Here is a 19,251-nt window from a genome sequence, read left to right as displayed (position 1 = left end):
GTCTTCAGGAATGCGAGGAATCGGAATGGGAGGCGATCGGTGCGCGGTCGGTGTCGGCGGGCTGGAAACCACCGCCCAGCGCCTTGCTCAGGCGCACCGAGGTCTGCACCTGCTGCGACTGCAGGCCGGCCAGCTGCTGCTGCGACTGCAGCAGGGTGGACTGCGCGGTCAGCACGTCCAGGTAGCTGCCGATGCCGGCGCGGTAGCGCTGCTGGGCCAGGTCGAAGGCCGAGCGTGCGGTGTCCACTGCCTGCTGCTGCGCGTGCGCCTGCTGCGCCAGCGAGCGCACCGCGTTGACCTGGTCGGCGACGTCGCGCAGTGCATCGAGCACGGCCTGGTTGTAGTTGGCCACCGCCAGGTCGTACTGCGCGTCGGTGTTGGCCAGGTTGGCGCGCAGCTTGCCGCCTTCGAAGATCGGCAGGCTCAACGCCGGGCCGATGTAGGCGAAGGTCGAGCTGCTCTTCAGCAGGTCACCCACGTTCGGGGCGACCACGCCGGCCAGCGCGGTCAGGTTGAAGCTCGGGTAGAACTTGGTCTTGGCGACCTTGATCTGCTTGTCGGCCGCTTCCACGCGCCAGCGCGCAGCCACGATGTCGGGGCGACGGCCGAGCAGTTCGCTGGGCAGTACGCCCGGCAGCTGCAGTGCCATCGGGTTCAACGGCTGCGGGCGCTGGATCGACAGGCCACGGTCCGGCCCCTTGCCGACCAGTGCAGCCAGCGCGGTGCGGGCGGCGTCGATGCGCTGCTGCGCGGCCAGCACCTGCTGCTGCGCGGCCGGCACGCGGGCCTCGGCCTGGCGCACCTGCAGATCGCTGTCGATGCCGGCGCTGCGGCGCTGGCGGGTCAGCTGCAGCGATTTCTGCGAGCGGGTCAGTTCTTCCTCGGCCACGTCGTTGAGCTGCCACGCGTAGGCCAGGTCGGCATAGGCCTGGGCAATGCCGGTGGACAGGTTCAGGCGTGCGGCCTGGGCTTCAACGGTGGCGGCATGCGCGCCATCCACCGCCGCTTCCCAGGCGGCGCGCTTGCCGCCCCACAGGTCCACGCCGTAGCTGAAATCGAAGGCGACCTGGCTGCTGCCGCCATAGCGGCCGCCCATCTCGCTGCCGACCATCGACTCGGGCAGGCGCAGGCCGGTGTAGCCGCCGGACACCGACAGGCTGGGCAGCTCGTCGGCGCGCGCGGTACCGACCTGGGCCTGGGCCTGGCGCAGGCGCGCGTCGGCGGCGTCCAGGCTCGGGTGGCCGGCCAGGCCCTCGGCGACCAGTGCGTCCAGCTGCGCATCGCCCAGTGCCTTCCACCAGTCCTGCGCCGGGAAGCCGGCGGCGCTCAGGTCGGTGTCAGCCAGGGTGCGTTCGCTGTGCAGGCTGTCCACGTCAAGCACGTGGCCCTGCGGGTTGAGGCCACGACTGCTGGCGCAGGCGGCCAGGGCCAGCGCCAGCGCTGACACCAGCAGCGCGCGCCCGGACCGGCGGAGAGTGGAATGCGGGATCGGGTTCATGGGGTCGTCAGTGAATCGCGGATTCGGGTAAGGAGGGACAGCAGCAGCGTGCGCTCGTCGGCGGAAAGATCACGCAGCGCGTAATCCATCACCGCGTCGCCGCGCAGCTTCAGCCGCGCCCACAACGCACGGCCTTCGTCGGTCAGCACGATCTGCAGTGCCCGCCGGTCCTGCGCATGCGCCTCGCGGCGGACGCAGCCCAGCGCCTCCAGCTTGTCCAGCAGGCGGGTGACCGCGCTGGGCACCTGGTCGATGGCCTGGGCCAGTTCGTTGGCGGTGCAGGGCGCCATGTGGGAAAGCACCTTCAACCCGATGTAATGGGTGAAGCCGATTCCCAGATCTTCTTCCGCCATGGACGCGTCGAGTTGGCGCACCAGGCCGTCGCGCACCTGGCGCAGCAGCAGGCCGAAGCTGGGGGGAGTGGTTGCAGGACAGATCATGGGGGAGCATTCTCTTCCAAAAAAAATATTTCTCAATGGAAATATTCGATCTGGCATCGAATGCTGTGTTGCAGCAGCGGGCTCGATCAGTGAAGGCGCCTACCTTAATGATCTGGTCAGGTGGCCCGGTAGTACAATCCAGCCAATGGATGTCACATTTCAGCCAGCGGACATGACGAACAAGGCAGAAATTCAGGTTCCCAAACGCCTACTCAGAGATGAGGCACTGGACTGGTTCGAGCGCAACGACGGCCCGCCGGTCATCGCCTTCCGCTTCGACAGCCAGCAGGGCCTGGCCCGCGAGGTCGACTGGCACCACCACCAGCGTGCCCAGTTGATCTGCGTCGAACGCGGCCTGCTGACCACCCGCACCTCGCATGGCACGTGGTCGCTGGCGCCGGGCTCGGCCGGCTGGATGCCGCCGCTGGAACCGCACACCGTCACCCTCGACGGCCCGTTGCGCGGCTGGGGCATGGCACTGGCTGCACCGGCCTGCGCCACCCTGCCCGCCGACCCCTGCGTGCTGGGCCTGTCCAAGCTGGCGCAGGCGCTGGCCGACCGCATCTGCGAATGGCCGCTCGGCCATGACACCACGCCCGAGCGCCAGCACATCATCGACGTGCTGCTGGACGAGATCCGCACCGCGCCGCGGCAGCGCATGCACCTGCCGATGCCGCACGACCGGCGCCTGCTGAAGATCGCCTCGCAGTTGCTGGCCGACCCCTCCGACGAACGCAGCCTGGCCGAATGGGCGCATTGGGCCGGTCTGTCACCGCGCAGCCTGACCCGTCACTTCCGCGACGAGACCACGCTCAGCTTCGCCCAGTGGCGGCAGCAGGCGCGCCTGTCAGAGGCCCTGCGCCAGCTGACCGACGGCCGCAGCGTGGCCGACATCGCCCACGCGCTGGGCTTCAGCAGCGCCAGCGCGTTCGTTACCGTGTTCCGCCGCCACTTCGGGCTGCCGCCCGGGCGCTACCTGGCACGGGCCGGGCACGGCCTGGAAACCGGGCTGGACCCTGCGCGCGGCTTGGCATCCCCCGCCGCATCCGGATAATCACAGGATTGCGAGCGGCGACCGCCGTCGCCGCCTCCCGACAACAGGTAACAACGCCGCATGACCGAACTTGCCCGCCCCGTGTTCCACGGATTCGAACAACTGCCGCTGCGCGAGTACGCCGAACGCGCCTACCTCGACTACTCGATGTATGTGGTCCTGGACCGCGCCCTGCCGTTCATCGGCGACGGCCTGAAGCCGGTGCAGCGCCGCATCATCTATTCGATGAGCGAGCTGGGCCTGAATGCCGCGTCCAAACCGAAGAAGTCCGCGCGCACCGTCGGTGACGTCATCGGCAAGTACCACCCGCACGGCGACAGCGCGTGCTACGAGGCCCTGGTGCTGATGGCACAGCCGTTCTCGTACCGCTATCCGCTGATCGAGGGCCAGGGCAACTTCGGCTCCAGCGACGACCCGAAGTCGTTCGCGGCGATGCGTTACACCGAATCCAAGCTGACCCCGATCGCCGAAGTGCTGCTGGGCGAACTGGGCCAGGGCACCACCGACTGGGCACCGAACTTCGACGGCACCCTGCAGGAGCCGACCTGGATGCCGGCACGGCTGCCGCACCTGCTGCTCAACGGCACCACCGGCATCGCCGTGGGCATGGCCACCGACGTGCCGCCGCACAATCTCAACGAGATCGTCAGCGCACTGCTGCACCTGCTGGACAACCCCGATGCCAGCGTGCGCGACCTGTGCGAGCACGTGCAGGGTCCGGACTATCCGTCCAGCGCCGAGATCATCACCTCGGCCAACGACCTGCGGAACATCTACGAGACCGGCAACGGCAGCGTGCGTGCACGTGCGACCTTCACCAAGGAGGCCAGCAACATCGTGGTGACGGCGCTGCCGTTCCAGGTGTCGCCGTCGAAGGTGATCGAGCAGATCGCCGCGCAGATGCGCGCCAAGAAGCTGCCGTGGCTGGAAGACATCCGCGATGAATCCGACCACGCCAACCCGGTGCGCGTGGTGCTGGTGCCACGTTCCAACCGCGTCGACGCCGACCAGCTGATGGGCCACCTGTTCGCGACCACGGACCTGGAGCGCAGCTACCGCGTCAACCTCAACGTGATCGGGCTGGATGGGCGTCCGCAGGTGAAGAACCTGAAGATGCTGCTCAGCGAATGGCTGACCTTCCGCAGCAACACCGTCACCCGCCGCCTGCAGCACCGCCTGCAGAAGGTCGAGCGCCGCCTGCACCTGCTGGAAGGCCTGCTGGTCGCCTTCCTCAACCTGGACGAGGTGATCCACATCATCCGTACCGAGGACGAACCGAAGGCCGCGCTGATCGCGCGCTTCGGCCTGTCCGAGGAACAGGCCGAGTACATCCTGGAAACCAAGCTGAAGCAGCTGGCCCGCCTGGAAGAGATGAAGATCCGTGGCGAGCAGGACGAGCTGGCCAAGGAGCGCGAGAAGATCCTCGGCATCCTCGACAGCAAGGCCAAGCTGAAGAAGCTGATCCGCGACGAACTGACCGCCGACGCCAGGAAGTTCGGCGACGCACGCCGCTCGCCGCTGGTGCAGCGCCAGGCCGCGCAGGCCATCGACGAGACCGAGCTGGTGCCGAGCGAGCCGATGACCGTGGTGCTGTCGGAGAAGGGCTGGATCCGAGCGGCCAAGGGCCACGACGTCGATGCGTCCGCCCTGTCCTACCGCGATGGCGACGCCCTGCAGGGCGCAGTGCGTGCGCGCAGCACCCAGCAGGTCGCGTTCCTCGACAGCGAGGGCCGCGCCTACTCGACGCCGGTGCACACCCTGCCCTCCGCGCGTGGCAATGGTGAGCCGCTGACCGGCCGCTTCTCGCCGGCAGCGGGTACCAGCTTCGTGACCCTGGCCAGTGCCGAGCCGGATGCCCGCTTCGTGCTGGCCTCCAGCCACGGCTACGGCTTCGTCACCCGCTTCGAGAACCTGATCGGTCGCAACAAGGCCGGCAAGGCGATGCTGAACCTGTCGTCCGGCTCGTCGGTGCTCACCCCGTCGATGGTCGCCAACGTGGCCACCGACCGCATCGTGGCGGTGACCAGTTCCGGCAACCTGCTGGCGATCGCCGCCAACGACCTGCCGGAACTGGACAAGGGCAAGGGCAACAAGATCATCGAGATCCCGAAGGCCAAGCTCGCCACTGAACGCGTGGTCGCCATCGTGGCGATCAGCCCGGGGCAGACCCTGCAGGTGCGCAGCGGCCAGCGCACCATGGGCCTGAAGTTCAACGAGCTCGACGCCTACCTCGGCGCCCGTGCCACCCGCGGCCACCTGCTGCCGCGCGGCTGGCAGAAGGTGGAAGGGCTGTCGGTGGAATAAGAGGTACGGGGGTCGGATCCCTTTCCATGGGAAAGGGCTCTGACCCCAGGCACGAAAAAGCCGGGGCATTCCCCGGCTTTTTCGTTGTCGGCTGGCGGGCGGTGGAGCGGCTGGCGGGCGAAGGCTGGCTGGCGGTGCTCCGGTGCTGGCGGGCGACAGAACGCTGTGCTGCTGGTGGAGCCGACCGCTGGTCGGCTGCTTTTGGCTCCTGGTAGAGCCGACCGCTGGTCGGCTGCTTTCTGCAGAGCAGCCGACCAGCGGTCGGCTCTACCGGAAGGCAGCCGAGCATTGGCTCGGCTCTACAAAAACGATGCCCGCTCAGTGCGCCGGGGCGCCGTTGCCGTCGATCTTGCTCAGCTGGTACAGCTCCAGGCCGATGCGCTTGATCAGGCCCAGCTGCTGCTCCAGCCACCAGGCGTGGTCTTCCTCGGTGTCCTTCAGCTGCGCCAGCAGGATGTCGCGGCTCACGTAATCGCCCTTCTCCTCGCACAGCTTCATGCCGGCGGCGAGATTGTTCCGAACGGCGTATTCAGTATCGAGATCCTTCTGCAGCATCTCCTCCACGGTCTTGCCCGGCTCGGTGGCATGCGGGCGCATGTCCGGGTCGCCACCCAGGAACAGGATCCGGCGCAGCAGCGCATCGGCATGCTGGGTTTCCTCTTCCATCTCGTGGTTCAGGCGCTCGTACAGCGCGAACAGGCCCTGGTCCTCGTAGCGGCGGGAATGGATGAAGTACTGGTCGCGCGCAGCAAGCTCGCCGCGCAGCAGTTCCTTCAGGCAGGCGATGACGTCCGGGTTGCCTTTCATGGGGGGCTCCTGTGAATCGATGCGGCATAGGGTGCCGCATTTCAAAATACGGTGATCTAATCGGAATCAGTCGCAGTTGCGCCTGCGGCTACAATCGGCCCACGAGTTCGGAAAGGACGTGCGATGCGACGTACATGGCGTTGGGTGCTGGGCGTGTTGATCGCCATCGTGCTGGTCACCGCACTGGTGCTGTGGCTGCTGCTGCGCGGCAGCCTGGCCGACCTGGACGGCGAGCATGCGCTGCCGGGGCTGGCCAAGCCGGTCACCATCGAGCGCGATGGGCTGGGCGTGGTCACCATCACTGCCGGCAGCCAGGCCGACGCGATGCGTGCGCTCGGCCGCGTACACGCGCAGGAACGTTATTTCGAGATGGACCTGATGCGCCGCAGTGCCGCTGGCGAGCTGTCGGCGCTGTTCGGGCCGAAGGCCATCGACGCCGACAAGCGCATGCGCGTGCACCGGCTGCGTGCACGCACCGAGGCGAATCTGCAGGCCGCACTGGGCGACAACGGCACGGCCGTGCGCGCCTACGTGGATGGCGTCAACGAAGGCCTGGCCGATCTCTCCGTGCGCCCATGGGCCTACCTGCTGCTGCGGCAATCACCACAACCGTGGCAGGCCAGCGACAGCGTGCTGACCGGGCTGGCCATGTATGCCGACCTGCAGGACCCCGGCAACCAGACCGAGCTTGCGCTCAGCCGCATCCGCGCAGTGGTGCCGCCGGCGCTGTACGCGCTGATCGCCCACGACGGCACCGAATGGGATGCGCCGCTGTTTGGCGAACCCACCGGCAACGCCGCCCTGCCCGATGCCAGCCAGCTGGACCTGCGCACATTGAAGGGAAAAACGGGCACTGAGCAGGAAGAGGGCGACGTCATCGGCAGCAACAACTTCGCGGTGGCCGGGGCGCTTACCGCCGACGGCCGCGCCATCGTTGCCGACGACATGCACCTGGGCCTGCGTGCACCCGGCCTGTGGTTCCGCGTGCGCCTGCGCTACCCCGACCCGCAGGCCGCCGGCGGCCAGGTCGATGTCACCGGCTTCTCCCTGCCGGGCCTGCCGGCGGTGATCGTCGGCAGCAACGGGCACGTCGCCTGGGGCTTCACCAACAGCTACATCGACACGGCGGACTATCGCACGGAACCGGCCAACGCCGCCGTGACCGTGCACGAAGAGCGCATCGCCGTGGCCGGCCAGGCCGACGTGCTGTTCGCGGTGCGCGAAACCGACTGGGGGCCGATCCTGCATACCCATGCCGATGGCAGTGGCGACGCCCTGCGCTGGGTCGCACACCTGCCCGGTGCCGTACGCCTGGATTTCGCTGACCTGGCCCGCGCCGGTGACCTCGACGGTGCACTGCACTTCGCCGACCGTGCCGGCATCCCCGCACAGAACCTGGTGGTCGGTGATCGCAGCGGGCGCATTGCCTGGCGCCTGATCGGCGCTCGCCCGGACCGCGGCCCCGGCTGTGCACCGGCCGGCTTCAATGCCGCCAGCAACCAGGGCTGCGCGCCGTGGCCGATCCGCAGCGATGCCTCGCCGGCATTGATCGATCCCCCCAACCATCGCCTGTGGACCGCCAATGGACGCGTCCTCGACGGCGAGGCACTCGCCAGCGTCGGCAACGGCGGCTATGACCTGGGTGCGCGGGCGCGGCAGATCCGCGACCTGCTGGCAATCCAGGAGCGCTTCGACGAGCACGACCTGCTGGCGATCCAGCTCGACGACCGCGCGGTGTTCCTGCAGCGCTGGTGGGCTCTGCTGCACGACGTCATCGAACGCAGTGACGACCCTGCGCTGAAGCGTTTGAAGGAGGCCAGCCATCAATGGGGCGGGCGCGCCTCGGCCAGTTCGGTCAGCTACCGGGTGGTGCGTGAATTCCGCACGCAGGTCATGGCCACGCTGTCCGATGCACTGCTGGCCCCGGCCAACGCGCAGCTGGGCGATGCCTACCTGGACCCACGCCTGGCACAGCTGGAAGGCGTGGCCTGGCCGATGCTGGAACAGCGCCCGGCCAACCTGCTGCCACCGGCCTTCGACAGCTGGGATGCGCTGCTGATCGACGCCGCCCGCCGTACCGAGGGTGAGCTGGCCAAGCAGGGGCCGCTGGCCAAGCGCAGCTGGGGTGAACGCAATACCGCGGCGATCTGCCACCCCATCGCACGGGCGCTGCCGGACATCGCCAAGCGCTGGCTGTGCATGCCCGCCGACCGCCTGCCCGGCGACCGGGACATGCCGCGCGTGCAGACGCCGAACTTCGGCGCCTCCGAGCGCATGGTGGTCTCGCCCGGCCACGAGGCCGACGGCATCGTGCACATGCCCGGCGGCCAGAGCGGCCATCCGCTGTCACCGTACTGGGGTGCCGGCCACGAGGACTGGGTGCATGGGCGCCCGACACCGTTCCTGCCGGGCAAGACGCAGCACGTGATGACACTGGTGCCAGCGCGGTAGTGCCGGCCGCTGGCCGGCATCCATGCAGGTGTGTCCAGCATCATCAGGTTGCCGGCCAGCGGCCGGCACTACCGTTCAACGCTCAGGCCCTGCGCCGTTCGATCAGGTTCAGCAGCGGCCCGGTCATCGCCGTGGTCACCAGTGCCATGATCACCAGCACCGCGAACAGGCGGTCACCGAGCAGGCCCAGCTCATACCCCAGGTTGAGCACGATCAGCTCCATCAGGCCGCGGGTGTTCATCAGCGCGCCCAGCCGCCACGCTTCGCGCGTGGGCATGCCGGCACTGCGCGCGGCACTGAAGGTGCCCAGCAGCTTGCCCGTCGTGGCCAACGCGATCACCACCACGCACAGCACGATGTCGCTGGCCTGCAGCGCATCGGCGCGCATGCGCAGCCCGGTCATGGCGAAGAACAACGGCAGCAGCAGCGTGACCGCGAACGGCTCGACACGGGCCATCAGCAGGTCACGCAGCTGCGCGTTGGACGATACCGCGACACCCGCAGCGAACGCGCCGAACAGCGCGTGGATGCCCAGCATCTCGGTGACCAGCGCACTGCCCAGCGACAGCAGCAGGATGCCGAGCAGCCAGCGCCCCTCACGGCCCGGCGCAATCTGCCGGCGCGCGAACCACGGCTTCACCAGCCCCAGCATCAGCGCCACGAACGCGACCACGCACACCAGGTTGATGCTGGCCGGCAACCAGCCGCTGGCCTGGGCGGCAGCCACGATCAGCGCCAGCAGGCACCACGCGGTGGCATCGCCCAAGGCAGCGCAGGCGATCGCGGTCTGCCCCAGCGGCGTCTGTGTGATCCCGCGGTCGGCCAGGATGCGCAGCAGCACGGGGAAGGCCGTGATGCTCATCGAGATGCCTACGAAAAGTGCGAATGCGGTGAAGCCCACACCCTGTGGGCCATGCTGCGGATACAGCCAGATCGCCAAGGCGACGCCGAGCACGAACGGCACTGCAATGCCGGCATGGCTGACGGTAAAGGCGAAACGCCGGCGGCCACGCAGCGCCGCCAGGTCCAGTTCGGCACCGGCCACCAGCAGGAACATCAGCACGCCCAGCTGGCTGAGCATGCCCAGCGGGCCCAGCGAACTGGCCGGGAACAGCGCACCATGCAGCTGCGGCAGCAGGCTGCCAAGCACCAGCGGCCCCATCATCAGGCCAGCGGCCATTTCGCCGATCACCGCCGGCTGTCCCATGCGCTTGAGCAGCGCCCCCGCGCCCTTGGCCACCAGCAGCAGTACCAGCAGCTGCAGCAGGAACAGGCCCAGCGGAGACGCCAGATGCTGCACCCAGCCGCCTTCGGCGGCGACGGAGGCATGGGCAACCGCCTCGGGCGCCGCCGGCCCGGCATACCGCGCCAGCAGCACGCCAGCCAGCAACGGAACCCCGGCCCACGCCAGGTAGCGCCATCCCCATTTCGTGGGCGGCGCGTTGCCGCCTGCCTGTACGTCCATGAACATTCCCCAATGCGCAGGGGGCGATCATACAAAAAGGGGACGGAGGGGATTAAGTCGTTTGTGCCACAAACGACTTAATCCCCTCCGTCCCCTTTTGGGGGTGCTCAGGCCAGTGCCTGCTCGTGCACGCCGGCGATCGCGCGACCGGAGGGATCTGCCGCCGCGGCGAAGCTGGCGTCCCAGGCGATGGCCGCGGGCGACGAACAGGCGATCGACTTGCCTCCCGGCACGGTCTCGGCCGCTGCCCGGCTCGGGAAGAACTGCTCGAACAGGTGGCGGTAGTAGTACGCCTCCTTGGTCTGCGGCGGGTTGTGCGGGAAGCGCTTGTCGGCGGCCGCCAGTACACGGTCGCTCACCTGCGCCTCGGCATGTGCCTTCAGCCCATCGATCCAGCCATAGCCCACGCCATCGCTGAACTGTTCCTTCTGCCGCCACAGGATGCTGTCCGGCAGGTAGCCGTCGAACGCCTCGCGCAACACGGCCTTCTCGATACGGCGGCCGCCAAAACCGGCACCGACCATCTTGTGCGCGGCATCGAAGCGCATCGCCACATCGAGGAACTCACGGTCAAGGAACGGCACGCGCGGCTCCACGCCCCAGGCCATCATCGACTTGTTGGCGCGCAGGCAGTCGTAGTTGTGCAGGGCGTCGAGCTTGCGTACCAGCTCGTCGTGGAATTCACGCGCATCCGGTGCCTTGTGGAAGTACAGGTAGCCACCGAAGATCTCGTCGCTGCCCTCGCCGGAGAGCACCATTTTCACGCCCATCGCCTTGATCCGCCGCGCCAGCAGGAACATCGGCGTCGATGCGCGGATGGTGGTGACGTCGTAGGTCTCGATGTGGCGGATCACCTCCGGCAGCGCATCGAGGCCTTCCTCGAACGTGTACTCGAAACCGTGATGCACGGTGCCCAGCGCTTCGGCGGCGATCGCTGCGGCGGCCAGATCGGGCGAGCCCTTCAAGCCGATCGCGAACGAGTGCAGGCGCGGCCACCAGGCTTCGGTCTGTCCCCCATCCTCGATGCGACGACGTGCATAGCGCGCGGCCACCGCCGCCACCAGCGACGAGTCCAGGCCACCGGACAGCAGCACGCCATAAGGCACATCGCTCATCAGCTGGCGCTCCACCGCATGCTCGAACGCCTGGCGCAGTTCAGCCAGATCGGCCCGGCGGCCCTGCACGTCGGCGTAGTCGCGCCACGGTTGCTGGTAGTAGCGCACCAGCTCACCGCTGGCACTGTCGAAATAGTGGCCCGGCGGGAACTGCGCGACATCGGCACAGGTATCGACCAGCGCCTTCATTTCCGAGGCCACGCGCAAGCGCCCCTGGGCATCGTGGCCCCAGTACAGCGGCACCACGCCCACCGGGTCGCGCGCCACCAGCACGCGTCCACTGTCACGGTCCCACAGCGCGAAGGCGAAGATGCCGTTGAGCTGTTCCAGCCACTGCGCCGGCGCGCCGCCCTGGCGGTAGAGCGCGTTGATCACCTCGCAGTCCGAGCCGGTCTGGAAGTCGTAGGTGGTGGTCAGCGCCGCCTTCAACGCCTGGTGGTTGTAGATCTCGCCGTTCACCGCCAGCGCCAGCTGGCCATCGGCCGACAGCAGCGGCTGCGAACCACCGGCCGGATCGACGATGGCCAGCCGTTCATGGACCAGCAGCGCACCTTCGTCGAGGTACACGCCGCTCCAGTCCGGGCCACGGTGGCGCTGGCGTTGCGACAGTTCCAGCGCGTGCCGGCGCAGGGCGGGAAGATCGTCACCGGCCTGCAGGCCGAAGATTCCGAAGATCGAACACATGGGGGAGCTCCTGTTGGGGATTTCACGGGTGGGAGGGTGTTCGACCGGCCATCCAGGCCCGGGTGGGACTACGCCCGGGCACAAAAAAACCCGCATCGACCGATGCGGGTTTTCTGGTGTCCGGGCGTGTGTTGCTGTCTATCTACCCAGGGCGCAGTCCCGCATCGGCCGCGCACGATTATTCGCGCGCAGATTATTGCGGTTGTTGTTATTGACGGCGGTGGCCAGGCGGATCGACATGGCATTGACCCTACCCCGCTTTCCGGCGCAGCGCAACCGTTGCGTTGGCAACCACTCCCCGGCGCGCATAATGGCGCGCCGTGAAACGTGTAATGGAAATGCAACACCGCACTGGACGCAACGTGGCGCTGGCCGCCCTGCTCTGCCTGGGCCTGGTCGCCTGCCAGACCCTGGCCCCACCGTCTCCCCTGCCGCCGGCCCAGCTGCAGGGCCTGGAACAACGCGGCACCGACGGCAGCTTCGAAGGTGCCTTTGACACTGCGCAAACCTTCGAGCGCTTCAACGATCCACGCGCCATCGCCTACTACGAGCGTGCCGCCGCGGTCACACCCTGGACCTTCCACAACACCAAGGCGGAAGAAGCACTGGGACGGATCTGGATCTCCGGCACGCTGCGGCATGCCGACAGCCCCCACATCAACCCGGCACCGGTGCTGCGCGCGTCCTGGCGACGTGGCGAACGCGCCTACCTGGCGGCGGCCTACCACGGCAATCCCTATGCGTTCTACGAACTCGCCAAGGCCTATCGTCAGCGAGGCGACGCGCAACAGGCGCTGCGCTGGGACCTGCGCGGAATGATCTACGAGCGCTACCCGAGTTCATCGTCACGGCTACCGGATGCGGTGGCCGCACAGGATGGCACCGTGCATCCACTGGTTGCGCAGATCCAGCGCCGCGCCGAGCGTGGCGATGCCGAAGCGCAGGTAGACCTGGGCGCGCTGCTGGAAAAGGGCATGGGACTGCCGCGCGATCCCGCACGTGCGCTGCAGCTGTACCAGCGTGCCGGCGAGAAGGGCAATGTGTTCGGCCAGTACTTCGCCGGACTGCTGCTGGGCCGCGGTGCACCGGGCGTGGAGAAGGACACCGACGCAGCCGCACGCTGGTTCGCCCGGGCCGAGGCGCAGCGCTTCTACATGGCGGCGCCGAGCTACTGGGAAAAAGCGGTCGAGCCGCCGTTCTTCATTTTTTCTGAGTAGAGCCGAGCCACGCTCGGCTTGGCATTCCCTGCAGAAGCAGCCGAGCATGGCTCGGCTCTACAGGAAAGCAATGCCGGCGAAAGGCGTGCCGACCAACGGTCGGCACCCAGCGTCGCAGGTTCACGCCAGCAGCCGCTCCACCAGCCGCTGGTACAGCCCCGGCAATGCCTCCAGATCGGCCACGCGCACGTTCTCGTCCACTTGGTGGATGCTGGCGTTGACCGGCCCCACTTCGATGCACTGCGCGCCCAAGGGCGCGATGAAGCGGGCATCGGAGGTGCCGCCGCCGGTGCTTTCTTCCGGTGCACGGCCGATGTGCTCGGCCAGCACCGCACGCGCGGTGGCGCGCAGCGTGCCCTCCGGGGTGTAGAACGGCTCGCCGCTGCGGTGCCACTTCAGCGTGTACTGCAGGCCATGCCGTTCCAGCAGCGCGGTGATCTCCGCTTCCAGCTTCGGTGCATCCCAGTGCGGGTTGTAGCGGATGTTGAAATCCACCTCGAGCTCGCCGGGAATCACGTTGTTGGCACCGGTACCGGCATGGATGTTGGAGACCTGCAGGCTGGTCGGCGGGAAACTTTCGTAGCCGTCATCCCAGCGCCGCGCACTCAGCTCGGCCAGGGCCGGCGCCGCCTGGTGGATCGGGTTGCGTGCCTTCTCCGGATACGCCACGTGGCCCTGCACGCCCTGCACGCGCAGCTTGGCCGACAGGCTGCCGCGACGCCCCACGCGCAGCAGGTCACCCAGCGTCGCAGTCGAAGACGGCTCGCCGGTGATGCACCAGTCGATGCGCTGGCCGCGTTCGGCGAACAGGCGTGCGACGTGGCGCACGCCATCGATGGCGTCGCCTTCCTCGTCGCTGGTCAGCAGCACCGCCAGCGTGCCGTGATGATCAGGATGCGCGGCAACGAACTGCTCGGCGGCCACCACGAACGCCGCCACGCTGCCCTTCATGTCGGCGGCGCCACGGCCATACAGCACGCCATCGCGGATCTGCGGGCTGAACGGATCGCTGGCCCAGGCCTCACGAGGGCCCGTCGGCACCACGTCGGTATGGCCCAGCAGCACCAGTACCGGCGCGCCCTGGCCGTGGGTCGCCCACAGGTTGTCGACCTCACCCAGCCGCAGGTGATCGCACTGGAACCCGGCCTGCTTCAGGCGTGCCGCCAGCAGCGCCTGGCAACCGGCATCATCGGGCGTCACCGAGGGCCGCGCGATCAGCTCGCAGGTCAGGTCGAGCACCGCGCTCATGCGTCACCCACGCCGAAGCGGGCCTTGAAGCCGTTGTCGCTGAAGCCCTGGCTGACCGTGCCATCGGCCGTGACCACCAGCGGGCGCTTGATCAGCTGCGGGTACTCGCGCAGCAGCAGCTTCCATTCGGCCTCGGAATCGGCGGCCTTGCGGTTGTCCGGCAGCTGCCGCCAGGTGGTGGAGGACCTGTTGACCATCGCGGCCAGGCCACCCAGCTGCGCGGCCCACGCCAACAGCATTTCCGGGCTGGGTTTGTTGTCGCGGTAGTCGACGAAGGTGTACGGCACGCCGAAGCGGTCCAGCCACCTGGTCGCCTTCTTGCAGGTATCGCAGTTCTTCAAACCGTAGACAGTGGTGCTCATGGCCATCTGTGATGCTGGAAAACAGAGGGCCAGAATCTCACAACAGGCGCTCGGACACGACCCGGAAAGGTACCCTTGGCAGCTGGAAGGCCAGCCCCTCGTGCAGCGCCACGCCCATCGCCTGCAGGCGCGGGCACTGCTGTTCGCCTTCCAGCTGCAGCGGTTGCAGCTGCGCGATGTCCACCGGCAGGGCAATGCGGGTGCTGGCCCAGCGCTGGTCGCAGGTGCGGGCGATGGCCTCGTCCTGGCAGGTCAGCAAGCGCAGCAGGGCCTGGTGGCCGCCGAAGGCCGCCGCCCACCCGGCATCGTCCCAGCCCGCAGCGCCCTGCCACTGCAGGTGCAGCGCCGGCGCACTGCCCTGCCCGCCCTCGATCAGGGTGTACCCACCGCCATCGGCGCGCACCACGTGCGCGAAGCGCACCGACAGATGCGGCTGCATGGCATCGCTGAAAGCGCGCGCGCCGGCGACGAAGGCCAGCTGGTCCATCACGTTGCGATCAAACAGCACCACCGGCGTCCCGTCCCGATCGTCGTCACGACGCAGGTACCAGCGCCAGTTGCTCTGCCTGGGAGACGGCATCAGCGAGCGCAGCGGCCCGGCCAGCGCGGGCCCGAAGTGGCCGTGCCGGTAGCTGAGGATGGTGTAGGGCATGCGTCCGGCATGGACCACGTAGTGATGGCCTGGTGGTGGCATCGGCGCTTGGCGTACGTCGACCCACCAGCTCACGTAGACCACGTCGCGCACATCGCTTACCAGCGCCGGCATCGGCCAGCGCCGCGACAGCGCGCGGCGCAGCCGGGTCCAGCGTGGAGCGTGCAGCAGGCGCGGCAGCATCCGCCCGAACAGGGTGTCGGACGGATGCTGGTAGATCGCGGACTGCGCCAGATCCTCCGGCGCCGTCATCTTCAGTCAGCCAGGCCGCGCAGCAGGTCGTTGACGCTGGTCTTGCTGCGGGTCTTGGCATCAACCTGCTTGACGATCACCGCGCAATACAGCGAATGGGTACCGTCCTTGCTCGGCAGCGAGCCGGACACCACCACGCTGTACGGCGGAATGTAGCCGTAGGTGACCTCGCCGGTGGCACGGTTGTAGATGCGGGTGCTCTGGCTGAGGAACACGCCCATGCCGATCACGCTGTGGTGGCCGACCACCACGCCTTCCACCACTTCCGAACGCGCACCGATGAAGCAGTGGTCCTCGATGATGGTCGGGCTGGCCTGCAGCGGCTCCAGCACGCCACCGATGCCGGCGCCGCCGGACAGATGGCAGTGCTGGCCGATCTGCGCGCAGGAACCGACGGTGGCCCAGGTGTCGACCATGGTGCCTTCGCCGACATGGGCGCCGATGTTGGTGAAGCTCGGCATCAGCACCACGTCCTTGCCGAAGTAGGTACCGCGGCGGGCGATCGCGCCCGGCACCACGCGCACGCCACCACGGCGGAACTTCGCTTCGTCATAGCCGGCGAAGCGCGATTCGACCTTGTCCCAGAACGGCGCCGGGCGTGCATCGACCACCGCCATGTCGTTGACGCGGAAATACAGCAGCACGGCTTTCTTCAGCCACTCATTGACCTTCCAGCCGCCCTGGCCGTCCGGCTCGGCGACGCGGAACTCACCGCTCTCCAGGCCGTCGATCACGCGGTTGACCAGCGGCTTGGTCGACCCTTCCAGCTCGTGCAGGGTCAAGGTGGCGCGGCGCTCGAAGGCGCTCTCGATGCCGAACTTGAGTTCTTCCACGCCTGGTGCCGACGGCTTGCGCAGCGACTTGCGGGCGATGGTTTCGGCGCGGACGGCTTCGGCGCTCCTGGCCGGGGCCGGCTTCTTCACAGCACGCTTCACTGCAGCCGTTTTCTTCGCCGGGGCCTTCACCGCAGCGGCCTTCTTCGGCGCAGGAGTCTTCTTCGCGGCCGGTGCGGCAGCAGCGGGTTTCCGGGCCGCTGCGCTCTTGGGGGTCGCGGCGGTCTTCTTGGCGGGCTTGGTGGCCATCAGGCGGGGTCTCCGGCGTTTCGATCAGGGTCCAGGCAGGCCAGCATCGCGTCATGCAGCTGCTGCCGGGCAGGTTCAGTCAGGGGGAGGTCGTGTTCGTCACTGATCACGAAGGTGTCTTCGGCGCGTTCGCCGAACGTGGCAATGCGCGCATCATGCACGCGCAGGCCCTGGTTGCGCAGCACGAACGCCACATCGGCCAGCAGGCCGGGACGGTCGGGTGCGACCAGGGCAAATCGGGTTGCGCCCGGTTCATCGCGGAACTCGATGCGCGGGGCGAAGCGGAAGTGCCGCAGCTGCCGCGGTACCACCCGGCGCGACGGCCGCAGGCGCGACAGGTCACCGCTGAGTGCCTCGCGCAGTGCCGCTTCCAGGTTGGCACTGCTGCCATCGGCAAAGGTGTCGGCCGGGTTCACTTCGAAGGTATCGAAGATGGTGTCGGCCGGACCGTCCAGCACGCGCGCGCGATGGATGCCGTAGCCCTTGCGGTCCAGGGTCATCACGATCGCGGCAAACAGGCCATCACGGTCGGGCGAGTGCACGAACACTTCCAGCGCCGGGTCGTCGACGCTGATCCGGCGCACCTTCACCAGCGCCTGGCCCTGCTTCACCGGCACCAGTGCGGCGGCCTGCCAGGCCAGCTGCTCGGGGCGCAGGCGGATGAAGCCCTCATCCGGCATCACCGCGAACTGGCGGTCGATGGTGGCATCGTCGTAACCCTGCTCGCGCACCAGTGCGCGCACGCTGTCACGTGCCTCGGCCACGCGCTCGGCGGCCGGTACCGGGTGCTCCAGCCCCTCGCGCAGCGCGCGCCGGGTGGCAAAGTACAGATCGGCCAGCAGGCGGTCCTTCCAGGCATTCCACAGTTTCGGGCTGGTGCCGGCGATGTCGGCACAGGTCAGCAGGTACAGGTAATCCAGGCGGTCGCGGCTGCCGACCAGGGTGGCGAAGCGATGGATCACCACCGGATCGGCGATGTCCTGCTTCTGCGCGGTCACCGACATGCGCAGGTGCTGTTCGACCAGCCATGCCACCAGCTCGGTATCGGTGCCACTGAGCGCATGCGCCTGGCAGAACGCGCGCGCGTCCACCGCACCCAGCTCCGAGTGGTCGCCGCCGCGCCCCTTGGCGATGTCATGGAACAGGCCGGCCAGCAGCAGCAGTTCCGGCTTGCGCAGGCGCGGCCACACTTCGTGCGCGATCGAGAAGCGCTCGTCGGCGCGGCTGCTGGCGAACTGGCCGATGTTGCGCAGGACCATCAGCGTGTGCTGGTCGACCGTATAGACATGGAACAGGTCGAACTGCATGCGCCCGCTGACCTGGGCAAACGCGGGAATCCACTGGCCAAGCACGCCCAGCCGCGCCATGCGCGAAAGCGTATCGACCGGACGCTGGCCGCGCAGCAGGGCCAGGAACTGCTCGCGTGCATCGGCATCGGCCTGGTCATAGGCCGGCAGCAGCGGCAGCGACTCGGCCAGTGCACGCGCAGTGAGCGAATGCAGGCCGCGTACCTGCGGGTTGTTGGCCCAGCTGGAAAACAGGGCGAACACCTGGCCGATGTCGCCGCGCGGCCAGTCGGCCTCGTTGGCGGCCAGGTAACCACGGCGCAGGGAAAAACCCACGGTCAGCGGCTCCGGCTGGGCCTCGCCGTCGAACTGTTCCTCGAAGCGCTGCAGCAGCCGGTCGCTGATCCGGCGCACCACCAGCGCGGCGCGGTAGAAGCCCTGCATCATCTTCTCGACGCCGAGGTTCTCGGCATCGTCTTCGAAGCCCAGCCGCGCGGCCAGGGTCTTCTGGTAATCGAAACGCAGGCGCTCTTCCGGACGGCGCGCGACCAGGTGCAGACCGAAGCGCAACCGCGCCAGCACTGCACGTTCGCGCTTCAACGCCGCGGCTTCGTCGGCGCCCAGGTGGCCAAGCCCGACCAGGGCCTCCAGGTCGCGCACGCCGAAGGCACGCAACGCCATCCAGCCCAGCGTATTGAGATCACGCAGGCCGCCGGGGCCATCCTTCAGGTCCGGCTCCAGGTTGTCGGCGGTATCGCCGAAGCGCTGGTGGCGGTTGCGCAGCTCTTCCAGCTTGGCCAGGAAGAAGGCGCGTGCCGGCCACAGTTCGCGGTCGTCGATCGCCTCGCGCAGCGCGCGGCGCGCAGCATCATCGGCCAGGATCGGGCGCGCCTCGATCAGCGCGGTCAGCACGGTCTGGTCAGCCGCCGCCTCCCGGCACTGCAATGCAGAACGCACCGCATGGCTGACAGCCAATCCGCAGTCCCACAGCAGCGCGAACAGGCGCGCCAATGCCGCCTCGTGCGCCAGTTGTGCCGGCGGATCGCCGAACACCAGCAGGTCGATGTCCGAACGCGGGAACAGTTCACCGCGGCCATAGCCGCCGACCGCGAACAGCGACAGGCCGCTGTCGGCCGGCAGGCAGCGCTGCCAGGCCAGGCGGATCAGATGGTCGGCAGCGCGCGCGCGCAACGCCAGCAGGCGCTCGATGTTGTCGCCCTGGTCGAAGCGGCGGTACAGGCGCGCGTCGGCCTGCTGCAGCGCCTGGCGCGCGGCAGCAGCCCAATCCGGGTCGTTGAGCGACGCGGCCGGCGTGTCCAGCAGCGAACTCGCCG

The 19,251-nt window shown here is 68.3% G+C and carries 14 protein-coding genes; 4 read left to right on the top strand and 10 right to left on the bottom strand.

Annotated features, from left to right (window positions below; all coding sequences use genetic code 11):
* Nucleotides 1-4: 4 nt before the first annotated feature.
* Together emrC and emrR are read right to left on the bottom strand one after the other, a co-directional pair.
* Nucleotides 5-1,498 (bottom strand): multidrug efflux transporter outer membrane subunit EmrC, encoded by a 1,494-nt coding sequence (emrC, locus tag AC5P56_RS14150; RefSeq protein WP_046429738.1) that lies wholly within the window; start codon nt 1,496-1,498, stop codon nt 5-7.
* Nucleotides 1,495-1,938 carry a multidrug efflux system transcriptional regulator EmrR gene (gene emrR / locus AC5P56_RS14145; protein ID WP_014646521.1) on the bottom strand — a complete coding sequence of 148 codons (444 nt, stop codon included), beginning with the start codon at nt 1,936-1,938 and terminating at the stop codon, nt 1,495-1,497. The genes emrC and emrR overlap by 4 nt, the downstream gene beginning before the upstream one ends.
* Nucleotides 1,939-2,110: 172 nt before the next feature.
* Between emrR and AC5P56_RS14140 the strand changes: the two genes are divergently transcribed.
* Both AC5P56_RS14140 and parC read left to right on the top strand, forming a co-directional pair.
* Nucleotides 2,111-2,992, top strand: coding sequence for a helix-turn-helix domain-containing protein (locus AC5P56_RS14140; protein WP_495231757.1), 882 nt, complete (start codon nt 2,111-2,113; stop codon nt 2,990-2,992).
* Nucleotides 2,993-3,052: 60 nt separating this feature from the next.
* Complete coding sequence (gene parC, locus AC5P56_RS14135) at nt 3,053-5,296, top strand: DNA topoisomerase IV subunit A (protein WP_288494573.1); 2,244 nt, start codon at nt 3,053-3,055, stop codon at nt 5,294-5,296.
* A gap of 318 nt (nt 5,297-5,614) precedes the next feature.
* On the opposite strand, the gene bfr is transcribed toward parC, so the two are convergent.
* On the bottom strand, nt 5,615-6,103 hold the full coding sequence (gene bfr, locus AC5P56_RS14130) for a bacterioferritin (RefSeq protein ID WP_005408763.1): 489 nt from the start codon (nt 6,101-6,103) through the stop codon (nt 5,615-5,617).
* A 123-nt stretch (nt 6,104-6,226) separates the two neighbouring features.
* Here bfr and AC5P56_RS14125 point away from each other — a divergent pair, with 123 nt between their 5' ends.
* Nucleotides 6,227-8,554, top strand: coding sequence for a penicillin acylase family protein (locus AC5P56_RS14125; RefSeq protein WP_046429734.1), 2,328 nt, complete (start codon nt 6,227-6,229; stop codon nt 8,552-8,554).
* Nucleotides 8,555-8,636: 82 nt separating this feature from the next.
* Here the strand turns inward: AC5P56_RS14125 and AC5P56_RS14120 are convergent, their stop codons facing one another.
* Nucleotides 8,637-10,025 carry a cation:proton antiporter domain-containing protein gene (locus AC5P56_RS14120; protein ID WP_495231756.1) on the bottom strand — a complete coding sequence of 463 codons (1,389 nt, stop codon included), beginning with the start codon at nt 10,023-10,025 and terminating at the stop codon, nt 8,637-8,639.
* A 101-nt stretch (nt 10,026-10,126) separates the two neighbouring features.
* A complete protein-coding gene (gene asnB / locus AC5P56_RS14115; protein ID WP_049441563.1) occupies nt 10,127-11,818 on the bottom strand; it encodes an asparagine synthase B in 1,692 nt (563 codons plus the stop codon).
* Between the two features lie 338 nt (nt 11,819-12,156).
* Here asnB and AC5P56_RS14110 point away from each other — a divergent pair, with 338 nt between their 5' ends.
* A complete protein-coding gene (locus AC5P56_RS14110; RefSeq protein ID WP_495202597.1) occupies nt 12,157-13,035 on the top strand; it encodes a tetratricopeptide repeat protein in 879 nt (292 codons plus the stop codon).
* A gap of 120 nt (nt 13,036-13,155) precedes the next feature.
* Here AC5P56_RS14110 and dapE read toward each other — a convergent pair whose 3' ends face one another.
* The 5 genes from dapE to AC5P56_RS14085 are packed head-to-tail and all read right to left on the bottom strand — an operon-like array spanning nt 13,156 to nt 19,240.
* Nucleotides 13,156-14,283 (bottom strand): succinyl-diaminopimelate desuccinylase, encoded by a 1,128-nt coding sequence (gene dapE, locus AC5P56_RS14105; protein ID WP_197574138.1) that lies wholly within the window; start codon nt 14,281-14,283, stop codon nt 13,156-13,158.
* On the bottom strand, nt 14,280-14,651 hold the full coding sequence (locus tag AC5P56_RS14100) for an arsenate reductase (RefSeq protein ID WP_014646513.1): 372 nt from the start codon (nt 14,649-14,651) through the stop codon (nt 14,280-14,282). The genes dapE and AC5P56_RS14100 overlap by 4 nt, the downstream gene beginning before the upstream one ends.
* A 31-nt stretch (nt 14,652-14,682) precedes the next feature.
* The gene (locus AC5P56_RS14095; protein WP_495231755.1) at nt 14,683-15,549 is read right to left on the bottom strand and encodes a hypothetical protein; all 867 of its coding nucleotides are present in this window, start codon (nt 15,547-15,549) and stop codon (nt 14,683-14,685) included.
* A gap of 2 nt (nt 15,550-15,551) precedes the next feature.
* Entirely contained in the window at nt 15,552-16,631 is a 1,080-nt protein-coding gene (gene dapD / locus AC5P56_RS14090; RefSeq protein WP_014646511.1) for a 2,3,4,5-tetrahydropyridine-2,6-dicarboxylate N-succinyltransferase, read from the bottom strand.
* Nucleotides 16,631-19,240 (bottom strand): [protein-PII] uridylyltransferase, encoded by a 2,610-nt coding sequence (locus AC5P56_RS14085; RefSeq protein ID WP_445978323.1) that lies wholly within the window; start codon nt 19,238-19,240, stop codon nt 16,631-16,633. Before AC5P56_RS14085 ends, dapD begins: the two co-directional genes overlap by 1 nt.
* Nucleotides 19,241-19,251: the final 11 nt, after the last annotated feature.

Source organism: Stenotrophomonas sp. YJH_SMC_131 (assembly GCF_059367975.1).
This window is presented reverse-complemented; position numbering and strand designations above follow the sequence as displayed.